At 38.7% G+C, this 17,752-nt stretch carries 20 protein-coding genes; 7 read left to right on the top strand and 13 right to left on the bottom strand.

Annotated features, from left to right (window positions below; all coding sequences use genetic code 11):
* Positions 1-80: 80 nt before the first annotated feature.
* The 5 genes from blaOXA to JXQ92_RS03075 form a co-directional block, all read right to left on the bottom strand.
* Complete coding sequence (gene blaOXA, locus JXQ92_RS03095; RefSeq protein ID WP_421985114.1) at positions 81-902, bottom strand: class D beta-lactamase; 822 nt, start codon at positions 900-902, stop codon at positions 81-83.
* 79 nt (positions 903-981) lie between these two features.
* The gene (locus tag JXQ92_RS03090; protein WP_421985113.1) at positions 982-1,398 is read right to left on the bottom strand and encodes a nuclear transport factor 2 family protein; all 417 of its coding nucleotides are present in this window, start codon (positions 1,396-1,398) and stop codon (positions 982-984) included.
* 88 nt (positions 1,399-1,486) lie between these two features.
* Complete coding sequence (locus JXQ92_RS03085; protein WP_421985112.1) at positions 1,487-2,386, bottom strand: helix-turn-helix domain-containing protein; 900 nt, start codon at positions 2,384-2,386, stop codon at positions 1,487-1,489.
* Between the two features lie 227 nt (positions 2,387-2,613).
* Positions 2,614-2,895: a DUF1801 domain-containing protein gene (locus JXQ92_RS03080; protein WP_421985393.1), complete on the bottom strand. Its 282-nt coding sequence runs from the start codon at positions 2,893-2,895 to the stop codon at positions 2,614-2,616.
* Positions 2,896-3,012: 117 nt separating this feature from the next.
* Positions 3,013-3,585, bottom strand: coding sequence for a DUF4287 domain-containing protein (locus JXQ92_RS03075; protein WP_421985111.1), 573 nt, complete (start codon positions 3,583-3,585; stop codon positions 3,013-3,015).
* A gap of 145 nt (positions 3,586-3,730) precedes the next feature.
* Here JXQ92_RS03075 and JXQ92_RS03070 point away from each other — a divergent pair, with 145 nt between their 5' ends.
* Positions 3,731-4,804, top strand: a complete 1,074-nt coding sequence (locus JXQ92_RS03070) for a DegT/DnrJ/EryC1/StrS family aminotransferase (RefSeq protein ID WP_421985110.1) — start codon at positions 3,731-3,733, stop codon at positions 4,802-4,804.
* Complete coding sequence (locus tag JXQ92_RS03065; RefSeq protein ID WP_421985109.1) at positions 4,801-5,082, top strand: hypothetical protein; 282 nt, start codon at positions 4,801-4,803, stop codon at positions 5,080-5,082. The genes JXQ92_RS03070 and JXQ92_RS03065 overlap by 4 nt, the downstream gene beginning before the upstream one ends.
* Positions 5,083-5,140: 58 nt before the next feature.
* On the opposite strand, the gene JXQ92_RS03060 is transcribed toward JXQ92_RS03065, so the two are convergent.
* From JXQ92_RS03060 to JXQ92_RS03050, 3 genes are all read right to left on the bottom strand, one after another.
* Entirely contained in the window at positions 5,141-7,831 is a 2,691-nt protein-coding gene (locus JXQ92_RS03060) for an outer membrane beta-barrel protein (RefSeq protein WP_421985108.1), read from the bottom strand.
* Positions 7,832-7,855: 24 nt separating this feature from the next.
* Positions 7,856-8,725 carry a GLPGLI family protein gene (locus tag JXQ92_RS03055; protein WP_421985107.1) on the bottom strand — a complete coding sequence of 290 codons (870 nt, stop codon included), beginning with the start codon at positions 8,723-8,725 and terminating at the stop codon, positions 7,856-7,858.
* A 152-nt stretch (positions 8,726-8,877) separates the two neighbouring features.
* The gene (locus tag JXQ92_RS03050) at positions 8,878-9,621 is read right to left on the bottom strand and encodes a GLPGLI family protein (protein WP_421985106.1); all 744 of its coding nucleotides are present in this window, start codon (positions 9,619-9,621) and stop codon (positions 8,878-8,880) included.
* Between the two features lie 150 nt (positions 9,622-9,771).
* On the opposite strand from JXQ92_RS03050, the gene JXQ92_RS03045 reads away from it, so the two are divergent.
* Genes JXQ92_RS03045 through JXQ92_RS03035 form a run of 3 tightly spaced genes read left to right on the top strand, consistent with a single transcriptional unit; the run spans position 9,772 to position 12,472 of the window.
* On the top strand, positions 9,772-11,250 hold the full coding sequence (locus tag JXQ92_RS03045) for a sensor histidine kinase (protein WP_421985105.1): 1,479 nt from the start codon (positions 9,772-9,774) through the stop codon (positions 11,248-11,250).
* A 1-nt stretch (position 11,251) separates the two neighbouring features.
* On the top strand, positions 11,252-11,932 hold the full coding sequence (locus tag JXQ92_RS03040; protein ID WP_421985104.1) for a response regulator transcription factor: 681 nt from the start codon (positions 11,252-11,254) through the stop codon (positions 11,930-11,932).
* 36 nt (positions 11,933-11,968) lie between these two features.
* Positions 11,969-12,472 (top strand): regulatory protein RecX, encoded by a 504-nt coding sequence (locus tag JXQ92_RS03035; RefSeq protein ID WP_421985103.1) that lies wholly within the window; start codon positions 11,969-11,971, stop codon positions 12,470-12,472.
* Here JXQ92_RS03035 and JXQ92_RS03030 read toward each other — a convergent pair.
* The gene (locus JXQ92_RS03030; RefSeq protein ID WP_421985102.1) at positions 12,469-13,650 is read right to left on the bottom strand and encodes a DUF4105 domain-containing protein; all 1,182 of its coding nucleotides are present in this window, start codon (positions 13,648-13,650) and stop codon (positions 12,469-12,471) included. The two genes, JXQ92_RS03035 and JXQ92_RS03030, sit on opposite strands and share 4 nt — an antisense overlap.
* A gap of 86 nt (positions 13,651-13,736) precedes the next feature.
* Here JXQ92_RS03030 and JXQ92_RS03025 point away from each other — a divergent pair, with 86 nt between their 5' ends.
* Positions 13,737-14,759, top strand: a complete 1,023-nt coding sequence (locus JXQ92_RS03025; RefSeq protein WP_421985101.1) for an SPASM domain-containing protein — start codon at positions 13,737-13,739, stop codon at positions 14,757-14,759.
* Between the two features lie 37 nt (positions 14,760-14,796).
* Here JXQ92_RS03025 and JXQ92_RS03020 read toward each other — a convergent pair whose 3' ends face one another.
* The 4 genes from JXQ92_RS03020 to JXQ92_RS03005 form a co-directional block, all read right to left on the bottom strand.
* The gene (locus JXQ92_RS03020) at positions 14,797-15,189 is read right to left on the bottom strand and encodes a hypothetical protein (RefSeq protein WP_421985100.1); all 393 of its coding nucleotides are present in this window, start codon (positions 15,187-15,189) and stop codon (positions 14,797-14,799) included.
* 5 nt (positions 15,190-15,194) lie between these two features.
* Positions 15,195-15,674 carry a hypothetical protein gene (locus tag JXQ92_RS03015; RefSeq protein ID WP_421985099.1) on the bottom strand — a complete coding sequence of 160 codons (480 nt, stop codon included), beginning with the start codon at positions 15,672-15,674 and terminating at the stop codon, positions 15,195-15,197.
* Positions 15,675-15,843: 169 nt separating this feature from the next.
* On the bottom strand, positions 15,844-16,008 hold the full coding sequence (locus JXQ92_RS03010) for a hypothetical protein (protein ID WP_421985098.1): 165 nt from the start codon (positions 16,006-16,008) through the stop codon (positions 15,844-15,846).
* 98 nt (positions 16,009-16,106) lie between these two features.
* Positions 16,107-16,889, bottom strand: coding sequence for an inositol monophosphatase family protein (locus tag JXQ92_RS03005; RefSeq protein WP_421985097.1), 783 nt, complete (start codon positions 16,887-16,889; stop codon positions 16,107-16,109).
* A gap of 91 nt (positions 16,890-16,980) precedes the next feature.
* Between JXQ92_RS03005 and JXQ92_RS03000 the strand changes: the two genes are divergently transcribed.
* Positions 16,981-17,751 carry a hypothetical protein gene (locus JXQ92_RS03000; protein WP_421985096.1) on the top strand — a complete coding sequence of 257 codons (771 nt, stop codon included), beginning with the start codon at positions 16,981-16,983 and terminating at the stop codon, positions 17,749-17,751.
* Position 17,752 lies beyond the last annotated feature (1 nt).

Below are 17,752 nucleotides of genomic sequence, written 5' to 3'. Positions count from 1 at the left end.
AAGCAAGGCCATAAACCTATCTCGTAAGGCACTATTTATAGCTTAGAATGGCTTTTGGAAATTGTACTAGAGGGTTTGAATCAATCGATAATTTCCAATTGTCTTAACGCATTCATCGTAATTGTCTTTCTAATGCTTGCGAATTGATTCATGTCGAAATCTGCAAGAGGCTCTACATTTGTGGCGAAAAAGTATGGTTTATCTCCTGATTCGATATAGCCCACAAACCACCCGTTATTGTTACCCTGATCAATAGACCACCCAGTTTTTCCACTTAGCCTATAATCGTCATTTTCATCAATCACCATCATTCTTTTGATGAGCATTTCTGTTCGTTCGGAAATAGAAAGATCACCATTATAGAGTCTTGAAATAAAGTCTATTTGCGCTAGCGGGCTTATCCTTGAATTGCCTACCAGCCAAAAATTATCTATCGTGGAAGAATCAAAAACAATATTACCATATACAAGCTGATCTAGATAATTACGCATTCTTTTAGTACCAATTTTACGTGCTATTTCTTGGTAGCAAGGCACACAAGACAGCTGGAAAGCCTTAGCAAAAAGAAGGTCTTGTTCCCAAGCTTCCATTGCACGGGGTGTACCGTCCCACTTGATTAAGGTACTGTCGCTTTCAATGACACCTAACTCAAGGGCAATAATCGAATTCGCAATTTTAAAAGTAGATGCAGGCAACTGACCCTTTTTGGAAATCAATCGACTACTCGTGTAATACTGTTCCATAGATTGATCATAAATCAATATGACGCCTTTCAGTTTTGCCGAATCAATGCTTTCTTGTAAAGCTGGAATTTCCTTCCACTGGTTAACTTTTGATTCGGATTTTTCATTGGAACACGAAACAAAAAGGACTAGAACGCTGAGTAGAAATTGTATTCTCATTTTCTGTTTAACGTAAAAGGTCAACGCCAATTTTATATAACGCTGACCTTATTTTAGTCTTGAATTTAAAAAGCTTTTACTAGTTATTGGCTTCTCTTGTATAAGACTTATTGATGATTTTCCATCCGTCTTTAAGTTTTAGCAAAAGCATATAATCGGTAAACTTCGTATTGCCTGAAATTATCTCCACTTTGGCGTGTGCCGCATCGTTTACTATGTCGACGGAGATGATCTTGCCTTTTCTATCTCTAGATTGTCCTTCTTTGAAATAGCCGATGTATGTGGCAATTGGGAGTCGTTTTTCTGTTCCATCTGGGTTTACCGAGTACAAAGCCGCATTAGTGGTAAATGCCCGCTTAATTCTTGCAATTTGACCCTTAGATGTACCTTCCATGTAGTCGGTAAGCGTTGCTCTTACAGCCTTCAAATCGTCTTGTGCCAAGCCTATGCTACTTACTGAAAGTAATAGTGATGCGATTAGAATAGTTTTCTTCATTGTCTTGTTGTTTTTGTGAGTTATGAAATCACAAATAGCAAAGAACTCAAATCAGAAGTAGGCTTTTAAAGCTAGTGGTTCTTCGGATTTATAATGTTGAAGAATTTGAAGTCTCTTTTCTAAAGGCTGCTGGTGTAAGTCCTGTTGCTTTTTTAAAGGAGGTATGAAAAGTGGAGGTCGAATTAAAACCGCAATCAAAACCAATAGCTTCCACAGTTAAATGAGGCATATCTATCAGCATTGTTTTAGCTGCTTCTATGCGATAAGTACTCATTAATTGAGAGAAATTTTGACCAAGTTGATCATTAATGAAAGATGAAAATTGATGTGGAGTTTGCCCAACTAATTTAGCTAAAGCGGGCATGGTTAAATTAGGGTCCTTGAATAGGTTTTCGTTGAGTAGTACCGTTTGAATCTTTTCTTCGAGTCTACCTTTTTCACTATCATTTAAAGGCTTTACTGAAGCCTTCCCTTTCTTTTTAGCAATGACTTGTTTGCGTTGCGTTAGAAGTACCCAAGCCAATAGATAGACAAGAAATGAAAAGGTAAGAGACCCCGTTAAGTATGATGTAAAACTAGATGTATAATAGGCAATCCAAATGGCAAGAACCCCTAGAAGGACTCCGGTTGTCCACCCATCTTCGTTGAAACTTTGCTTTAAAATAAGTCGCTGTTTAATCACCAAGAAAACAGAATAGAATAAGTAAAGCCCCCAGTAAATGTAGATGCCTCTTACTATTTTGGAACTCCAAAAGGCTCTATTTTCTCCATATGACTCGTAAAAAAGAGCATAGCATGCCAAAAGCACCATAGGAATAAGGTGCCAAAGACTTTTAGGGTCGAATGATTTTTCACCACTGATTTGCGTCTTGGTAAAATAGTAGGTCATCGGACCGATAGCAGCACAACCCAATAAGCCGATGAGAATATAATTCTCGTTAAGTCCACTATCGAAATAGAAGAAGACAGATTTGCCTATGCGTATCACAAGAGCTGTAAGCAATAGGCCTAAATATATGTTGGTATACGCCCTTCCCTTCTTACTAAAAAGAAAGTAACCCGTTAAGAAAAGGCCGTTAATAACGCCTAGCAGGCTGACAAGAAAGAGGTATTCGCGTGAAATAGTCTATCGATTTTATTTAAATATAGGTATCCATACGTAATCTTTCCGCAAAATAGTTTCAATGAAACAGCAGATTCGCTGAATGTCGGCTTTTATCTTCCGGAATCAACTAAAACAGCTTCATAAAGCAAAGCCCTTAACCTTTCGAAATCAATCTCTTTAATAGATTTAAACGTTCTGATTCTTACATACTTTCTCTTTCCTGTCGCTAAAAAACCGTCTTCATTCGAAAGAAGGTATCCATGAATAAAACCGAACTGAACACCTTCGAAAGTTTTGCCCCATGGCACAGCACCGGGCCAAATAAAGCAAATCGTTTTTCTAACTCTAAAAAAGGGCACGTTGTAAGAAAGCTTTTCTTTTACTTCTGGAATGCAGTCATAAACTAATTACCGCAGTGCCTGTACAATCTCCAGTTCCTCTGCTGGTAAGTAAGCAAAAAGGTCGTCTAAGTCTTGAAAATCAATCGGCTGAAACTTGTTCACGTTACCTTAAGTATTTGCATCATATGCCTTTTGAAGCCATTCTGCTAAACCAGCATCAACTTGCTCTATGGTCGTCAGTTTTACACGATGTGTAACCATTCCATTCCAGCTTCCTGCCGCTTCAACGCTCCCTTCAGGGGCAATTCCCTTTAAGTTTAAGCCGATATCAACCCTTGTTTTAGTACTTGGTTGTAATAGGGCAAATTGTTTTTTAGGCGTTCTCATGCTGATATATGTGTTTTTATAAGCAAATTCCACCTCGCCATTTATGGCCTCGAACTGACTTTTCGCTTTCTTGAATATTTCAGCAATACCATCCTTACCATTCAATAATTTAGTATCAGCATCATCACCACTTTCTGCCTTTTTATTTAATAATTCTGGTTTTAAAAAGAATTGTGAAATGGTATTGGCAAATCCATGAGTTACTCCATAATCACCCTTTAGCAGCTTTACAAGCTCTCCATGCTTCACTAATCCGGAGTCTTTTAATACAACATGCCAATCATTGAGCGACTTGCCTGTTTTTTCAGGCATATTATTGATCATTGTTTGGAGCATTTCTTCTGGAGTAGCCATAGCATTTGGTTTGATAAAATATGAAAATAACCAAAGCCTTTTAAAATCACCACCGATTAGCAGAAGGATCGGTTGATGAATAAGATATTGAACATAAATTCATTTATATTTCACTATGCAAGTGCCCTTTCTCGATCTAAAAGCAATGAATGATCCGCTCAGGCAAGCGCTTGAAGAAGTCTATAAAGAAGTACTGAACGACTCGTATTTCTTGTTTGGTAGGCAGATGTATGCTTTTGAAGCAGCTTTTGCTGCTAAAACAGGAGTTTCACATTGCGTAGCTGTTGGTAATTGTACTGATGCCCTTTTCATCACGCTAAAAATGATGGGAATTCAACCCGGAGACGAGGTTATTGTACCCGCAATGACTTGGATATCTGATGCAGCAGCAGTATCGCAGTTAGGAGCAATTCCTGTATTTGTTGACGTTGATGACCAAGGCTTGATTGATTTAAACCTGATTGAAGCCGCTATTTCTCCCAAAACGAAGTTCATTATTCCTGTGCATCTCTACGGTCAAATGGTGGATATGCCAAAATTGATGTTTTTAGCTCAACAGCATAGTCTATTTGTCATTGAAGATTGTGCACAGTCACATTTTGCGACACTAGCTACTGGTAAGGCGGGTAGTTTCGGCCACGCCGGAGTCTTTAGCTTTTACCCTTCCAAGAACTTAGGCGCTTTAGGAGATGGTGGGTGTATTAGTACTAACAATAAAACGCTGGCCTTGGCGTGTAGAAAGTTCGCAAACCATGGAGGAATTGATAAAGACAGTCATGAATTTGTTGGTTTAAATAGTAGAATGGATACTATTCAAGCAGCTGTATTATTAGAAAAACTAAATCATATTGATCAGTGGACGAATGAGCGAAGGCGTTTAGCGACTTATTACACTAATGCGCTTGACGGTCTAAAAGAATTTCGGCTTCCAAAAGATATACACGATAACTCACATGTTTTTCATATTTATGAAGTTCGTTCAAAACGTAGAAACAGCTTAAAAAGCTTTTTAGAGGAAAAAGGAATTCAAACGCAGGTGCATTACCCTAAGGCTATTCCTTTTACTAATGCTTATCGTCACTTGGGCTCTGAGGAGGCAGACTTTCCAAAAGCATATCAACACCAAGAAGAAACTTTGTCTCTGCCTTTATATCCGGGAATGCCAAAAGCCCATCGAGATTATGTAATTGAACAGGTAAAAGCATTTCATACCTTATGAAAAGGAAGAAAATTTCCTTTATAAATAGTTTTCTTCATGCACTTGAAATAGGCTTAATCTTTAGCTTTTCATTTGCTTATATGGAGCTTTCTCAGAATTTTCCAGAGCGTTTAAATGACGGCTTTTGGCGCGATATCAGAGCTACTATTGATTACTGGTTTGGTTGGGTAATTGGATTTATTTGGCTCTATATAATCGCTTTCACAGTAGTGATGGGTCTGGTTATTCACGGTATAAAACTGTTCTGGAGAAGGATTTTTGAATTCCCTGAAAAATAAATCGCAGCACTAGTTGCCTAATGCTGCGATTCGTATTCTCAAAGTGTATCAGCCAATGCTATAGGTCATAAACGACACTCAATAGCCAATATCTTTTCTGAATGAAATATTCATAAGTGCTGATTAAACTTTCACTAAAAGAATCTCTACGAATTCCAGTCGTATTAAGAAGGTTCATACCTTCAATCTTAAATTCCCAAGGCGATTTTGCTTTTCTGTAAGTTAATTCTACATCAAGAATTTCGAAGTCACTTTGAATGTCATTCGCCTTGTTTTGGTAGTTGTTGTATTCATAGTCAACATCTAGTCTAAACCCTTTCCAGAACCTTACATCCATTTTAATAAAGGGTTTATCGTTTTCAAATCGGTTAGAAATATTATTTCCATCGTAGCGATTGAACGTTTTTTCAAGGCCAATGTCGATATTCATTTTCTTAAAAAATGTAGTGGAAAGACCCGCTGTATAAGTCTGTTGCAACGAAACGTTTTCATTCAAGATGTCACCAATAAAATTGTTACTCACACTCCTAGTAACACGGCCACTGAAATTCACGCTGAAGTTATCAAATCGTTTATCGGCATTGATATTACCAGACATGGTTTCGTTAGCCACGTCTATGTTTATCGGTGTGTTTACTCTTTCCAATCCGGTAAATTGAATAATGTTAGACACATCATCGAAGCGTTTAGAGTAGTTAAGACCTCCATAGACATTGAAGAAACTATACATATTGAAGTTGGAGTAGTTCAAACTTAAATTGTGGTAAAAACTGTTCTTTAGGATTGGGTTTCCACCGAAAAGCGAGTTGTAGTTTCTTACAATAAGTCCTCTAGCCAAATTTTGAATATCCGTGAATTCTGCTCTCGGACTATAATTCAAACTGAGTGAGTGTGAAGAAGAAAACTTATATCGGGCTGAAGCCGAAGGCAACAGTAATGTCTTATCAAACCTTTCGGTAGTTCCTCTCTGCACATTTTCTATCTGATAGTAGTGTAAGTTCAAACTTGGTGTGAATAGCAGGTTGCCAAATTTTGTCTTCAATGTAATGCCAGCATAATAATCTTGGAATGTATAGTCAACATCGTTCATCAGATCAGCATTTCCCAAATTGAAATCATTGTCATTTACGCGTTGAACCAAATCCGATGTCATGCTTTGTTTCGTATAAACATTACCAACACTTAGGTTGATGTGGTTCGTTTTGTTCAGAATACGGTAGTAATTCAATATTGATTCTTGATTGTCAGTGATGATTTCTCTTGATTGAAGAATGTTAAATGGGTTGTCATCACTTAATGTTATCAAGGAAGCAAATGGCCTTTCGGAGGTAGACAGGTCGTATAAAGGATCTTGAAATTTATGTTCGTAAGAAGCTTCAAAAGACATTACATTTTTGTCGTCCATGGCATAGAACGCACTTAATTGGTTCTGAATAGACCAAGGTTCTTGCGAATTCACACCACCAATAGCATTATTAACTCCTCCGAACTCTGAGTTTTGAATAGCAGTATTTTCAGAATCGGAAATTCGAACCAGCGCATCATAACCTATTTGCAAAGAAGGGTTCGGAGTATACTTGGTATTGAATTTGAATAGTCCGGCATTAGATCGCGTATTTGTAGAGGAAGTCAAAATTTCCTGATTATCTCCGGTTTGAAGAATGTAGTTTCTTCGAGAAACTGAGCCTAAAGTGTTATTTACTTTAGAACCAATCGCAAAACCACTAACCCTCCAAGCTTTACCTGGTGTGGTATTGAAGTTAAAGGCAAGCGTCTCATTTTTAAGCTCCTGTGCGTTGTTTCTTTCTGCAACTGGAAATCCCAAATTATTTGAGCTAAGTCTTAAGCCAGAACCTGATCTGCTCGCAAACCCACCTAAACCTCCTGAAAACCTAAAGTAGTCGCTCATAGTGAAAGTAAGCTTACCTACATTGTTGGCTCCACCGATAAGGTTTAAACTAGTTTTTGGGCTATAATAAAAGGCATTTGCATGGCCTAAATACCTGTCCTCAGGCCCAGCACCAGCGGTAAGATCTCCAAAAAGAATGTTCTTTTTGTCTTCCTTCAACATGATGTTTAATGCCATGGCCTCGCTTTGGTTCACGCCACTTAATGGTGCGACGTCATTGAAGTTTTTCAGCAACTGTACCTTATCTACGACGTTGGCAGGTAGGTTTTTGGTCATCAGTTTTGTGTCTCCACCAAAGGCCTCCTTGCCATCGACCATTAGTTTGCTGATCGTTTGGCCTTCCACTTTTACTTGGCCATCTTCATTAACCTCGAAACCGGGCAATTCACTCAGTACATCTCCTAGTTTTCGTTCATTGCCCTTCGTAAAAACATCAGCTTTGTAAGTGATAGTATCGCCTTGAATCAAGACAGGCATTTCTGTGACCACTTCTACATCGCCCAGTTGTTTTGAGTTTTCCTTCAACACCACCGACAAGGGAGCATCTGTGTTGTTATACCCCTTTATCATTGCTTCTACAGGTAAGAAACCTATAAAACTGATCTTTAGTTTGTAGGCCTTTCCGTCGAGGAGGGTGATTCTGAAATTACCTTGGGGGTCAGTTACACCAAAAGCAGCAATACTGTTTTTTACGGTGTCCATGGCTAAAACATTGGCGAATTGTAATGGCACGCCCAAGGAGTCAGTTATTTGCCCGACAAAAGGTACTTTCTTTTGAGCTTGCGCTTGAAAAGCGAAGCAGAAAAGCGAAATGATGGTGATTAAGAAGAACTTTTTCATGAGTTTTTGACCTTTAGTTTTTAATTATTCTCCACCACCAATTCTAATGACACGCGTGCCGCTTCCTCCACTATATTTTTGAGACATTTCTTCCATCTTCTCTTTTACAATTTCGGTATACTCATCGCGGCTAACCTTTTTACCTTTTTTAGGCCTTTTGATTTCAATCGCCTCTTCTGGGTTAAGCACTACTTTGGTACATAGGAAAGTTCTAGAACCATCATTTAACTCTAAAATAAGACCTGGAAGCCCCCAGTAAGCGTCTGGGCCATGGGAAACAGGAATTTCCGAAGTAAACCATGCCTCAACTTTAATGGTATCAGTATAGGTTTTGATTTCGCTTGTATTTTCTTCCTCTTCACCGTCGTCAAAACTGCCGAAAGACATGTTACTTCGTTCAACAGTGCGCTCATAAATAGCTTTTTGAGCTGTATAGCCTCCTATTTCTTTAGTTTCGTCCGTTAGTACCCATTCTTTTCTAGATAATTCATCTTTAATCAAGAATGCTTTTCCGAATAGGTCCGTTTCTTCTAAATATTGGTTTTCGGCTGTGTTTCTGTACTTAATACTACCTTTTCCTGTACCAACGCTCATAACAATGGCTGTTGTAGTGCCGCCGCCAGCAGGTGCATTTCCTAAGCTTTCGTCTTCTTGCCAGCTAGACTCACTTAAATTGAATTTTAGCGTGTATTCTTTCTGGCCTTGCTTTTTAACAGCACTTTCTAATTGCTTTTGCATTTCGGGTGTTATACCATCTCCTTTAAAAGAGATTGATCTGGCTTTAGAAGCACTTTGGTATGTAGCATACCCTTGAAAGTTTTGTGCGTTCGCTGAAATCATGCCCGAAGTCATGAATGCGATAACTAATAACAATTGATTTTTAAACTTTTTCATTATTTGAACATTTTGAGATTTTACAAATGAATAAAAGCCAGACATCACTTTGAGTTAACCAGTGTTAACGTGTGTTAAGTATCAAAAAACTTTGTTTAACGACTTTAATCGATGTTTTTCTTTGATGTTTGGCTTTTGAAGAATCCTTAGTATTAAGGATTGCCTCCGCTAAAACCTTTTAAAAACAGGTCTCTTTTTTCCTCTTGGATTTTTATGTATTCTTTTCGACTGACCTTTTTACCGATTGATGGCATCTTAATTTGTACTTCTTCCTCAGGTTTGGTCGTCACACTAATGCACTCGTATTTCATTTTTCCATCGTCTAGTTCCAAGACTAAACCGGGAAGCCCCCAATAGCCATCAGGTCCGTGTTTTAGAGGAACTTCTTCGGTATACCATGCGACGACTTCTTCCGAATTGCTAACAATTTTCGTTTCGTCCTTTCCTTTGGCTACGCTTTGCCAAGTCCTAGTGCTGGTTGCCTTTTTTGCCATGTATGGGCCAATCTTTTTCGTTTCGTCACTTAGCGTCCAGGCTATAGGTACTAACTTATCTTTTACCAGATAGGTATCATTCATAATAGCTGCCTCCTCGATAAAGGTAGACTTGGCTATATCACGATATTTTCTTTTCTGATTTGGTTCTTTGGAATCTATCCAGTTTGCTTCGCTACCATTGAAGTACAGAATGAACGTCTTTTGTGCTCGGGCCTTCATCATGGCTTCTATTTGGCTTTTCATTTCTTCCGACATACCATCTGTCTTTATGCCAGCGCTTCCATAATCTCTAACCGTTTTATAGATGGCATTGCCTTGCAACTTCTGTCCGTAGACTACTATTGAGGATTGTACCAGAATTAATAGTAGGGGTAAAACCTTGTTTATCATCTTTCTCATAGGTGTGTTATTAATGATGATATAAATGAAGAAAAGCCCTGACGCACTTTGAGTTAACCAGTGTTAACGTGTGTTAAGCTTTTCTCTGTACCCTTCGAAACTCCGTATATTTGTATTGTGAATGCACTAAGATTCAAACGTATTATCTATATGATCTCCGCCACGGTGATAATTACTGTGGGGATTCAGGTGTATAGAAACATTCAGAATTATCAGCTGAATAAGCAGCAGTTTATGAACGAGGTTCAGCAGGCTTTAGACATTAGTGTAGAAGCTTACTATGCTAATCAGGTTAAAGGAGAGATTATCGTTTTAAACTCATTCAACGATCAGGATAGCCCGAGTTTTCTTGGGGGTAACTTTCCGGTTTCAGGGAGTATTACGGCCAAAAGAAATGTAACTACCGTTTTTGATGGCTTAACGATTTCAAAAGAGACAAAAAGCGCAGGTTTCTCCTCTTCCTTTCAAGATTCAGTGCTGGCCGCGGCACTAAAAAACAACATTCGAATTACAAGTAAATTACAATTAGATTCAATATTGACTCATACTCACCGATCGGTTGAAGGTGTGAAACTAGATAGGACCGTCAATGTTTCAGACTCTATTGATGACCTAAAAGTATTTACAAATCGATTGTTTTTTGCTTTAACCCAAGACTTAGATTTTGTTAAAATGGACTCCTTTCTCACCAAAGAGTTGGGTAGAAAGAATATGAAAATTGACTATGCGCTTTTGCATAATGTGCGCGATTCTGTTAGGAAAAGTAGCGATGAGGTTTACCCATTGTTCACTGTTTCTAAGTCTACTTACCTGCCTGATGGCCAAGAACTAGAGATGAATTTTGAAAATGCCTCTATGGTAATTCTGAAGCGAGGAGCCGTCGATTTATTGATCTCTCTTTTAATATCGGCAGTCGTGATAGGCTCTCTTTTGTATTTATACCGTGTGATTACGGAGCAGAAGGAGTTAGCTGATATTAAAAACGATCTAATCAGCAATATTACACACGAATTCAAAACACCCATCGCAACAGTTTCAACGGCAATAGAGGCCATTTCTAACTTCAATCAAACCAACGACAAAGAGAAAACGGCCAAGTATCTGGACATTTCAAATAACCAGCTGCAAAAGCTCAATGGAATGGTGGAAAAGCTTTTGGAAACAGCGTCACTAGATTCCGATGATCTTGATTTGAATTTGGAGACTGTAGAAGTGGTAAAATTTACGCAGCAGATTTTCGAGAATTTTCAATTGACCAAAGGAGACAAAAAGCTGCTTTTTCAAACAGAAATATCTTCTTTTATGAAAGAGGTCGATCCATTTCATTTAGAAAATGCGCTTTCCAACCTTGTCGATAACGCCATAAAGTATGGGGGTAATGAAATTACACTCAAGTTAGCTCAAAATGAAGATCAGCTAGTTTGGCATGTAATTGATACGGGAAATAGCCTTGATGAGGTGCAGCAAAAACGAATTTTCGATCAGTTCTACCGTGTTCCAAAAGGGAATGTTCATGATGTAAAGGGGTTTGGCATTGGTCTTTATTACACTAAGAAGATTGTTGAAAAGCATGGTGGTAATATTTCCCTAAAAGTATCTTCCGAAACCAATTTTACAATTTCCATTTAGCATGTCAGAACAAACAACAATACTATTGGCCGAAGATGAGGTGGCTTTAGGAACTATTGTAAAAGAAAGCCTTGAAACACGTGGCTTTGAAGTGATATACGCTGAAGATGGCGATATGGCCATGAAGCTGTATCAAGTCAACAAGCCTGAGCTGTTGGTGTTGGACGTGATGATGCCAAAAAAAGATGGATTTACACTCGTGAAAGAGATTAGAAAGATGGATGATCGAATTCCTATCATTTTTCTAACTGCAAAATCTAGAACGGAGGACGTGGTAGAGGGCTTTGGCTATGGCGCTAACGACTATCTTAAAAAGCCTTTCAGTATGGAGGAATTGATTGTGCGTATTAAGGCCCTTCTCGATCGAAAACAAGGTGCTTCAGCTTCAGAAACAGTGAATATCGGGAAATACGAGTTCAATTTTTCTAAGCAATTACTCTCATTTGAAGGCAGTGAAATTATGTTGACTCACAGAGAGGCACAATTACTGAACGAACTATATCGACATAGAAATGAGCTAACTGAGCGCACTTTGATTCTTAATACACTTTGGGGCAACGATGACTTTTTTAGCGCACGAAGTATGGATGTTTTTATTACTAAGCTGAGAAAGAAACTGACGCTAGACGAGGAAATTCAGATCATGAATGTACGTGGTTTCGGTTATAAGCTGGTTTGCTAATAACAATCGTTTCAGCAGTAGTGCTTAACTTTAAGCATGCATAATTTCCAACCTAGGAAATCCAAAAAACCATTAGATATAAAATCTGCTAAGCTGAAAGCGGCAGATTTCTGTGCATATCAAGAACGTTCCCAACAAGAAGTAAGGGATAAACTTTATGCTTATGGTCTGCATGAAGCTGAAGTGGAAGATATTATCGTAGATCTTATTGTTGACGGTTTTATTAACGAAGAGCGATTTGCTAAAGCCTATGCTGGTGGCAAATTTCGCGTGAAGGGTTGGGGTAAAAGGAAGATCAAGCAGGGGCTAAAACAGCATCGTATTTCAGAATATTGTATGAATAAGGGCTTGGCAGAAATAGACTCAGAAGAGTACTATAATACTTTATTGCGGCATGCTGAAAAGAAGTTACCGACTGTAAAAGGCGATTCCGATTATATCATCAAAGGAAAACTGATGCAGTACCTAATAGGCAAAGGATTTGAGATGGATCTAATCCGTGACGCTGTTAATGACGCCTTACTAAATCGTGAAGATTAGGCCTTTTTAACTACCAAGCCTCGCTGCCATAAGAAGCCATACCTTACGCCAAAGAAGGCTACCAGAGGAATCATTGCTGTGTTGAACACCTGAATTTTAGCCAGCCAAACCATTACCATAGCCATCAAAAGTATAAAGAGGAAGCGAACATAAACGCGAACCCATTTTGGAGGTTGTCTTTTAATAAGGTAAAAAGCGACGACTACATTTGGCGCAAAAGCCCATAAGATGTTTAAGTTCTTTACTGCTGTAGCATGGCTGGTTCCGAACCATAAAAAGAGTAGAAAGGCTCCTAAAAGACCCGTAATCAGCATAAGAGTAAAGTCAAAATATCTGTAACGAATGTTCTTTTGGTTTTCTCTAATCGTAACAACGATGAGGAGTAATGCCACAATGGAAAAGATTAGGGTTGGCGAGACGGAAGAGACTCTTCTTTCGTAATAATCAGATTCAAAAAGTTTTGTGGTGCGTTTAACGGCTTTTACTGGTGCTGTTCCTCTACGGATAATGGCGTTATCGTAAGCCGCTAATACATAGTCTGGAAGGTACATGTACTCTTCTGGTGTGGCGACCTTATCCAGAATAGCGCCTAAGGCCAAGTCGATGCCAAAGTCAACCCAAGGGTGATTAAATGAGTTTTCATCGACTAAAGTTCTGAGTGTATTTCTTTCTGTCAGATGATCATTATTATAAACGATGGCAGTACCCAATACATCTTTTACAATATCTCGCATTCTAGTGGCGCAGTTGTCAAAAAAGGGATCGTATCGGTAAGATTTGTTTTGTGGAAGTGCGTTTGTTTCAAGGGCATCGAAAATGGCTTGTTTCTCTTCCAGACTTAGGTTTAAAACTTGCTCAGTGATCCATCGGTTTTCGGCCACATAACTATTATAGAAATTAGGAAAAGGCCGCTTGGCTAACTCATACCGAGCTATTCCCATGGTGAAGTTCCCTACAAAGTTTCCATCAGAGAAGTTATATGTGCCGTAGTTATAGGCCTCGTTAATACCCAAAGTAGGGTCTACTACCCTAAAAGCACTGTGTCCAAAACAGTCATATAAATTGGCACCAGGACCAATAGTGATAATGCTTATTTCAGATTTTTCAGAAAGTGTAGGGAACTGAGCCTCAGCTTGAAGCGAAAAAATAAGGGCTAGAGAGAGAATTAGGTATTTCACGGGTTAAAGCTATTTCTTTTGAAACGATTTGATGCAAAAATACACATCAATTTTGATGCCGAATTAGGGGCATGTAACTTAACCAAATGAATAGGAACTGGCGAGACGGTTTGAATTATGTATCCAAATTAACGCCATTGCGGGTTTGGAACATGGTGCAATTAGTTGGAAGCTACTATCTGTCGAAAGCCACAGGAAAACCTATTCACTATGGCATGCCTACCAGCATTTCCCTTGAGCCAACCACCTCTTGTAACTTAAGGTGCCCAGAATGCCCAAGTGGCCTTCGCAGCTTTACTCGGCCTACAGGAACACTCACACAAGAAACGTATCAAAAAGTGTTGGACGAGCTAAGTCCACGGCTTTCCTACCTTATTTTTTATTTTCAAGGGGAACCTTATCTGAACCCAAAGTTTTTGGATCAAGTTAAGTATGCCAGCGGAAAAGGAGTATATACAGCTACTTCTACCAATGCCCACTATCTAAATGATCAGCAGGCAAAAGCTACAGTGGAGTCTGGGTTGGATCGACTAATTATCTCCATTGATGGTACTACGCAAGAAACCTACGAGCAGTATCGCGTAGGGGGGAAATTGGAAAAGGTAATTGCTGGCACAAAGAACATTATAAAATGGAAGCGGCAGCTCAACTCAGCCAAGCCACATGTTATATTCCAATACTTAGTAGTGAAGCCCAACGAGCATCAGTTGGAGGAGGTAAGAGACTTGGCTGATTCGTTGGGGGTAGATGAGGTTGCTTTTAAAACGGCTCAGATTTATGACTATGAAAATGGTTCTGAGTTAATTCCTACTATTGAAAAGTACGCGCGTTATAAACAAGGGGCTGATGGGAAATGGAGCATTAAGAATAAACTAGTTAACCATTGCTGGAAAATGTGGCACTCATGCGTAATCACTTGGGATGGAAAAGTAGTACCGTGTTGTTTCGATAAAGATGCTCACTATCAATTAGGAACCATGGAGTCAGATGGTTTCAGGGCTATTTGGAGAGGAAAATCATATAGCGCTTTTCGTCAGTCTTTAATTAATTCTCGAAGCGAAATTGAAATGTGCAAAAACTGTTCTGAAGGCACTAAGGTTTGGGCTTAAGGATAACTATACTATTTAGTTAAATCATAGCGAGTGTCTAGAAACCTTGAATAATAACACTGTCATCCTCTCTCACTTCTTGAAATACTATCTTCTCATTTTCCTTCTGAACTAGGAGCCATTCATATGGATTAATAGAGTCCGTGCTGATAAGAACAGGCTGGTTAAAATATGAATTAAAATATCTTGCCAAAGATAGGTCTGATTTACATCTGGCGTTGGGATTATTAAAGAACAGTTCGAAAATATATTTATAACCATGCCCTAATTCTGTTATAGAATAGTAGACTCTTTTACTATCAGCTTTAACACTAGGTTTTGTTTTTTCGATGTCCTCTATCATATTCAGGTTTACGTTAAGGCTACAAGCAATGAACTCTTCTAATTGTTGATTTTGAATGTATGTCTGAAAGAGAATTTCCAACTGCATATAACCTAGTTATTCATAAAATGGCTAGTCTTTAGAAGTTTCAACTCTTTGTTATTTGTGACTTGAAATAAGTACAAATAGCTTGAGCCCTGAACATATAAACCTTTCCTTTCGACTTTCTTTTTTTTGGAATGACTAAATATTTCACAGAAGAAAAGGCCATTCTTAATTTCGCTAAAGAATACTTTTATATAAGCTCGTCTATTACCAAATCGATTTAACTCTTTGTTCGAGTTTATTCTTAGCCTATCTACCAAATTTAACTTGGCTAAGTCTCGTTTCATAAAAACAGAGTAGTCTTCAAAATTGCTTGAATTGACTTCGATTTGAAAAAACCTTTTTTCGTTTTCTAAAAAGAGTGAATTGAATTCATTAGACTCAATCACAAACTTGTAGAAGGCTTCTTTTCGATAATCAATATTTTGTCTCAGTCTTTCGCTTGAGCTAGTGAAAATCAACAAGATGATCATTAATAAACTTTTCACTCTTCTGAATTTAGAGGGTTCTTAATATATAAGCAAAGACCCTGACTTCCACATTTGGTCTGATAGAGAAGATGTTTTAATACTATTCAGCTATCTAGTTGCGAATATTTCTATCACAGTATACTTCAAGCGAGTAGTTTTAGTCAGAATAAGCCTGATTAAAAGGTGATTAAACCTTCAGGTGGTCAGGAAGTTTAACGGCCTTCTCCGTAGGGGCGCAAGCATCGCAGCCAGATGAGGCACAGCCACTAGGAGCTTTGTACTTCATATAAACCTTTCTACCCATAAAAATGGCGGCAGTGATAAACAGTACGATGACTAAAGCTTCTTGCATTGCTATCAGGTAACGATCCCGAGGAAGGGATAGTTCTTAGTATTGGGACAAATCTATTAAAAGTACCTGATTAATTCAGCCCAATCGATGGTTTTCATCTATTTCCAATACTTTTGAATGGTTTGTAGCATGCCAGGTTGTGTTATATTTCCCGCCACTATTTCTCTGCCAAATACAAAGTCATCGTTTCCTTTAAAATCAGTAACTGTTCCACCAGCTTCTTGGACAATTAGTGCTCCAGCAGCTACGTCCCAAGCATTTAAATTGTATTCGAAGAAGCCTTCAAATCGACCACAAGCGGTATAGGCTAAATCGACGGCAGCACTGCCCATTCTTCTAAGGCCATGTGTGGTTTGCATGAACTCATTGATAATGGTCAGGTACTGACGCATTTGGTCGAAGTTGTAGTAAGGGAAACCGGTAGCCAATAGCGATTTATCGAGGGTTTTGACTTCCGAAACCTTGATGGGCGCATGGTTTAAAAAAGCACCCTGTCCCTTTAAAGCATGAAAACACTCGTCTCTGTTAATTTCGTAAACAATGCCCATTACCAACTCACCACGCTTTAAAAGCGCAACTGAAATGGAATAGATCGGTAAACCGTGGGTAAAATTAGTGGTACCATCTAAAGGGTCAATGATCCAATTGTAGATATCCGATCGGTGCTTGGAAGTTCCTTCTTCTGCAATAAAACCGCTTCCTGGTAGTACATCGGATAAGCCTTTTACCAATCGTTTTTCCGCCTCTTTATCTACATAAGAAACCAAGTCATTCTTCCCCTTATATTCGATTTTCGAGTCGTCAAATTTTCTAGATTCCTGCCTAATAAACTCGCCAGTTTCCTTTACGAGCACTATTACATCTTGGAGCAACTTTTGCATATCCCAAAATTACATGAATGGCGGGAAGATAGACCAGTTTTATCGCCTCCTTTTTAATTATTCTGTAACTTGAATCAACCAACCGTTTATTATGCAAAAGCTATCTTATCTTTTGGTATTCGCTCTTTTGGCGTTTTCATCTTGTCAAAAAACGGAGAAACCAAAAAACGAAGTCATCATAATGGGGATGATCCATAGTGGCCATAGAACCAACCCAAATTACAACATCGACATTGTTAAGGACCTGGTTCGCGAGATTAACCCGGATTATATTCTTACTGAAATTCCACCTGATAGATACCCTATTGCAAGAAAGGAATACGACGAGTTGGATACTATTATGGAACCTCGTGTTCGCGTTTTCCCAGAGTATGTGGATGCTATTTTTCCACTTACCAAGGAATTAGATTTTGAGATGATCCCAACCGCGGGCTGGACAAAGCCGATGAACGACTACAGGAATCAACGTTTTAGAGAAATAAGAGAAGATACTGCTTGGGCTGAAAGGTGGGCGGAGTATCAAGAAGCAGGGCGTAAGTCTAGTGAGGCTATGGCTGCTGCAGGTGATAGAAATGACCCTTATTTTATCAATTCGGATGCTTATGATGCCGCTGGAGAAATCCGCTATGAGGCATACAACCGTATTTTGAATGAAACGCTATTACTCGGTGGTTGGGAAAACATTAATATTGCCCATTACTGGAATATCGATAAGGCTTTAGAGAAGCATCGTTACGAAGGAAAGCGATTTTTGATTACATATGGAGCTGGTCATAAAGGCTGGTTTTTGCGTCAGCTGAGAAAGCGCGATGATATTGTGATTAAAGAAATGAAACCATTTTTGGATAAAGTATTGAAGTAAT

Source organism: Roseivirga sp., assembly GCF_049099775.1.
Taxonomy (GTDB): domain Bacteria; phylum Bacteroidota; class Bacteroidia; order Cytophagales; family Cyclobacteriaceae; genus Roseivirga.
The sequence above is the reverse complement of the archived record's forward strand: the minus strand, read 5'-3'. Positions and strand labels throughout refer to the sequence as shown.

Excerpts from the sequence above, each read along its gene's own strand:
- blaOXA (WP_421985114.1), bottom strand. The coding sequence starts at position 902 with ATGAGAATACAATTTCTACTCAGCGTTCTAGTCCTTTTTGTTTCGTGT.
- JXQ92_RS03090 (WP_421985113.1), bottom strand. The coding sequence starts at position 1,398 with ATGAAGAAAACTATTCTAATCGCATCACTATTACTTTCAGTAAGTAGC.
- JXQ92_RS03075 (WP_421985111.1), bottom strand. The coding sequence starts at position 3,585 with ATGGCTACTCCAGAAGAAATGCTCCAAACAATGATCAATAATATGCCT.
- JXQ92_RS03070 (WP_421985110.1), top strand. The coding sequence starts at position 3,731 with ATGAATGATCCGCTCAGGCAAGCGCTTGAAGAAGTCTATAAAGAAGTA.
- JXQ92_RS03065 (WP_421985109.1), top strand. The coding sequence starts at position 4,801 with ATGAAAAGGAAGAAAATTTCCTTTATAAATAGTTTTCTTCATGCACTT.
- JXQ92_RS03060 (WP_421985108.1), bottom strand. The coding sequence starts at position 7,831 with ATGAAAAAGTTCTTCTTAATCACCATCATTTCGCTTTTCTGCTTCGCT.
- JXQ92_RS03055 (WP_421985107.1), bottom strand. The coding sequence starts at position 8,725 with ATGAAAAAGTTTAAAAATCAATTGTTATTAGTTATCGCATTCATGACT.
- JXQ92_RS03050 (WP_421985106.1), bottom strand. The coding sequence starts at position 9,621 with ATGAGAAAGATGATAAACAAGGTTTTACCCCTACTATTAATTCTGGTA.
- JXQ92_RS03045 (WP_421985105.1), top strand. The coding sequence starts at position 9,772 with ATGATCTCCGCCACGGTGATAATTACTGTGGGGATTCAGGTGTATAGA.
- JXQ92_RS03040 (WP_421985104.1), top strand. The coding sequence starts at position 11,252 with ATGTCAGAACAAACAACAATACTATTGGCCGAAGATGAGGTGGCTTTA.
- JXQ92_RS03035 (WP_421985103.1), top strand. The coding sequence starts at position 11,969 with ATGCATAATTTCCAACCTAGGAAATCCAAAAAACCATTAGATATAAAA.
- JXQ92_RS03025 (WP_421985101.1), top strand. The coding sequence starts at position 13,737 with ATGAATAGGAACTGGCGAGACGGTTTGAATTATGTATCCAAATTAACG.
- JXQ92_RS03020 (WP_421985100.1), bottom strand. The coding sequence starts at position 15,189 with ATGCAGTTGGAAATTCTCTTTCAGACATACATTCAAAATCAACAATTA.
- JXQ92_RS03010 (WP_421985098.1), bottom strand. The coding sequence starts at position 16,008 with ATGCAAGAAGCTTTAGTCATCGTACTGTTTATCACTGCCGCCATTTTT.
- JXQ92_RS03005 (WP_421985097.1), bottom strand. The coding sequence starts at position 16,889 with ATGCAAAAGTTGCTCCAAGATGTAATAGTGCTCGTAAAGGAAACTGGC.
- JXQ92_RS03000 (WP_421985096.1), top strand. The coding sequence starts at position 16,981 with ATGCAAAAGCTATCTTATCTTTTGGTATTCGCTCTTTTGGCGTTTTCA.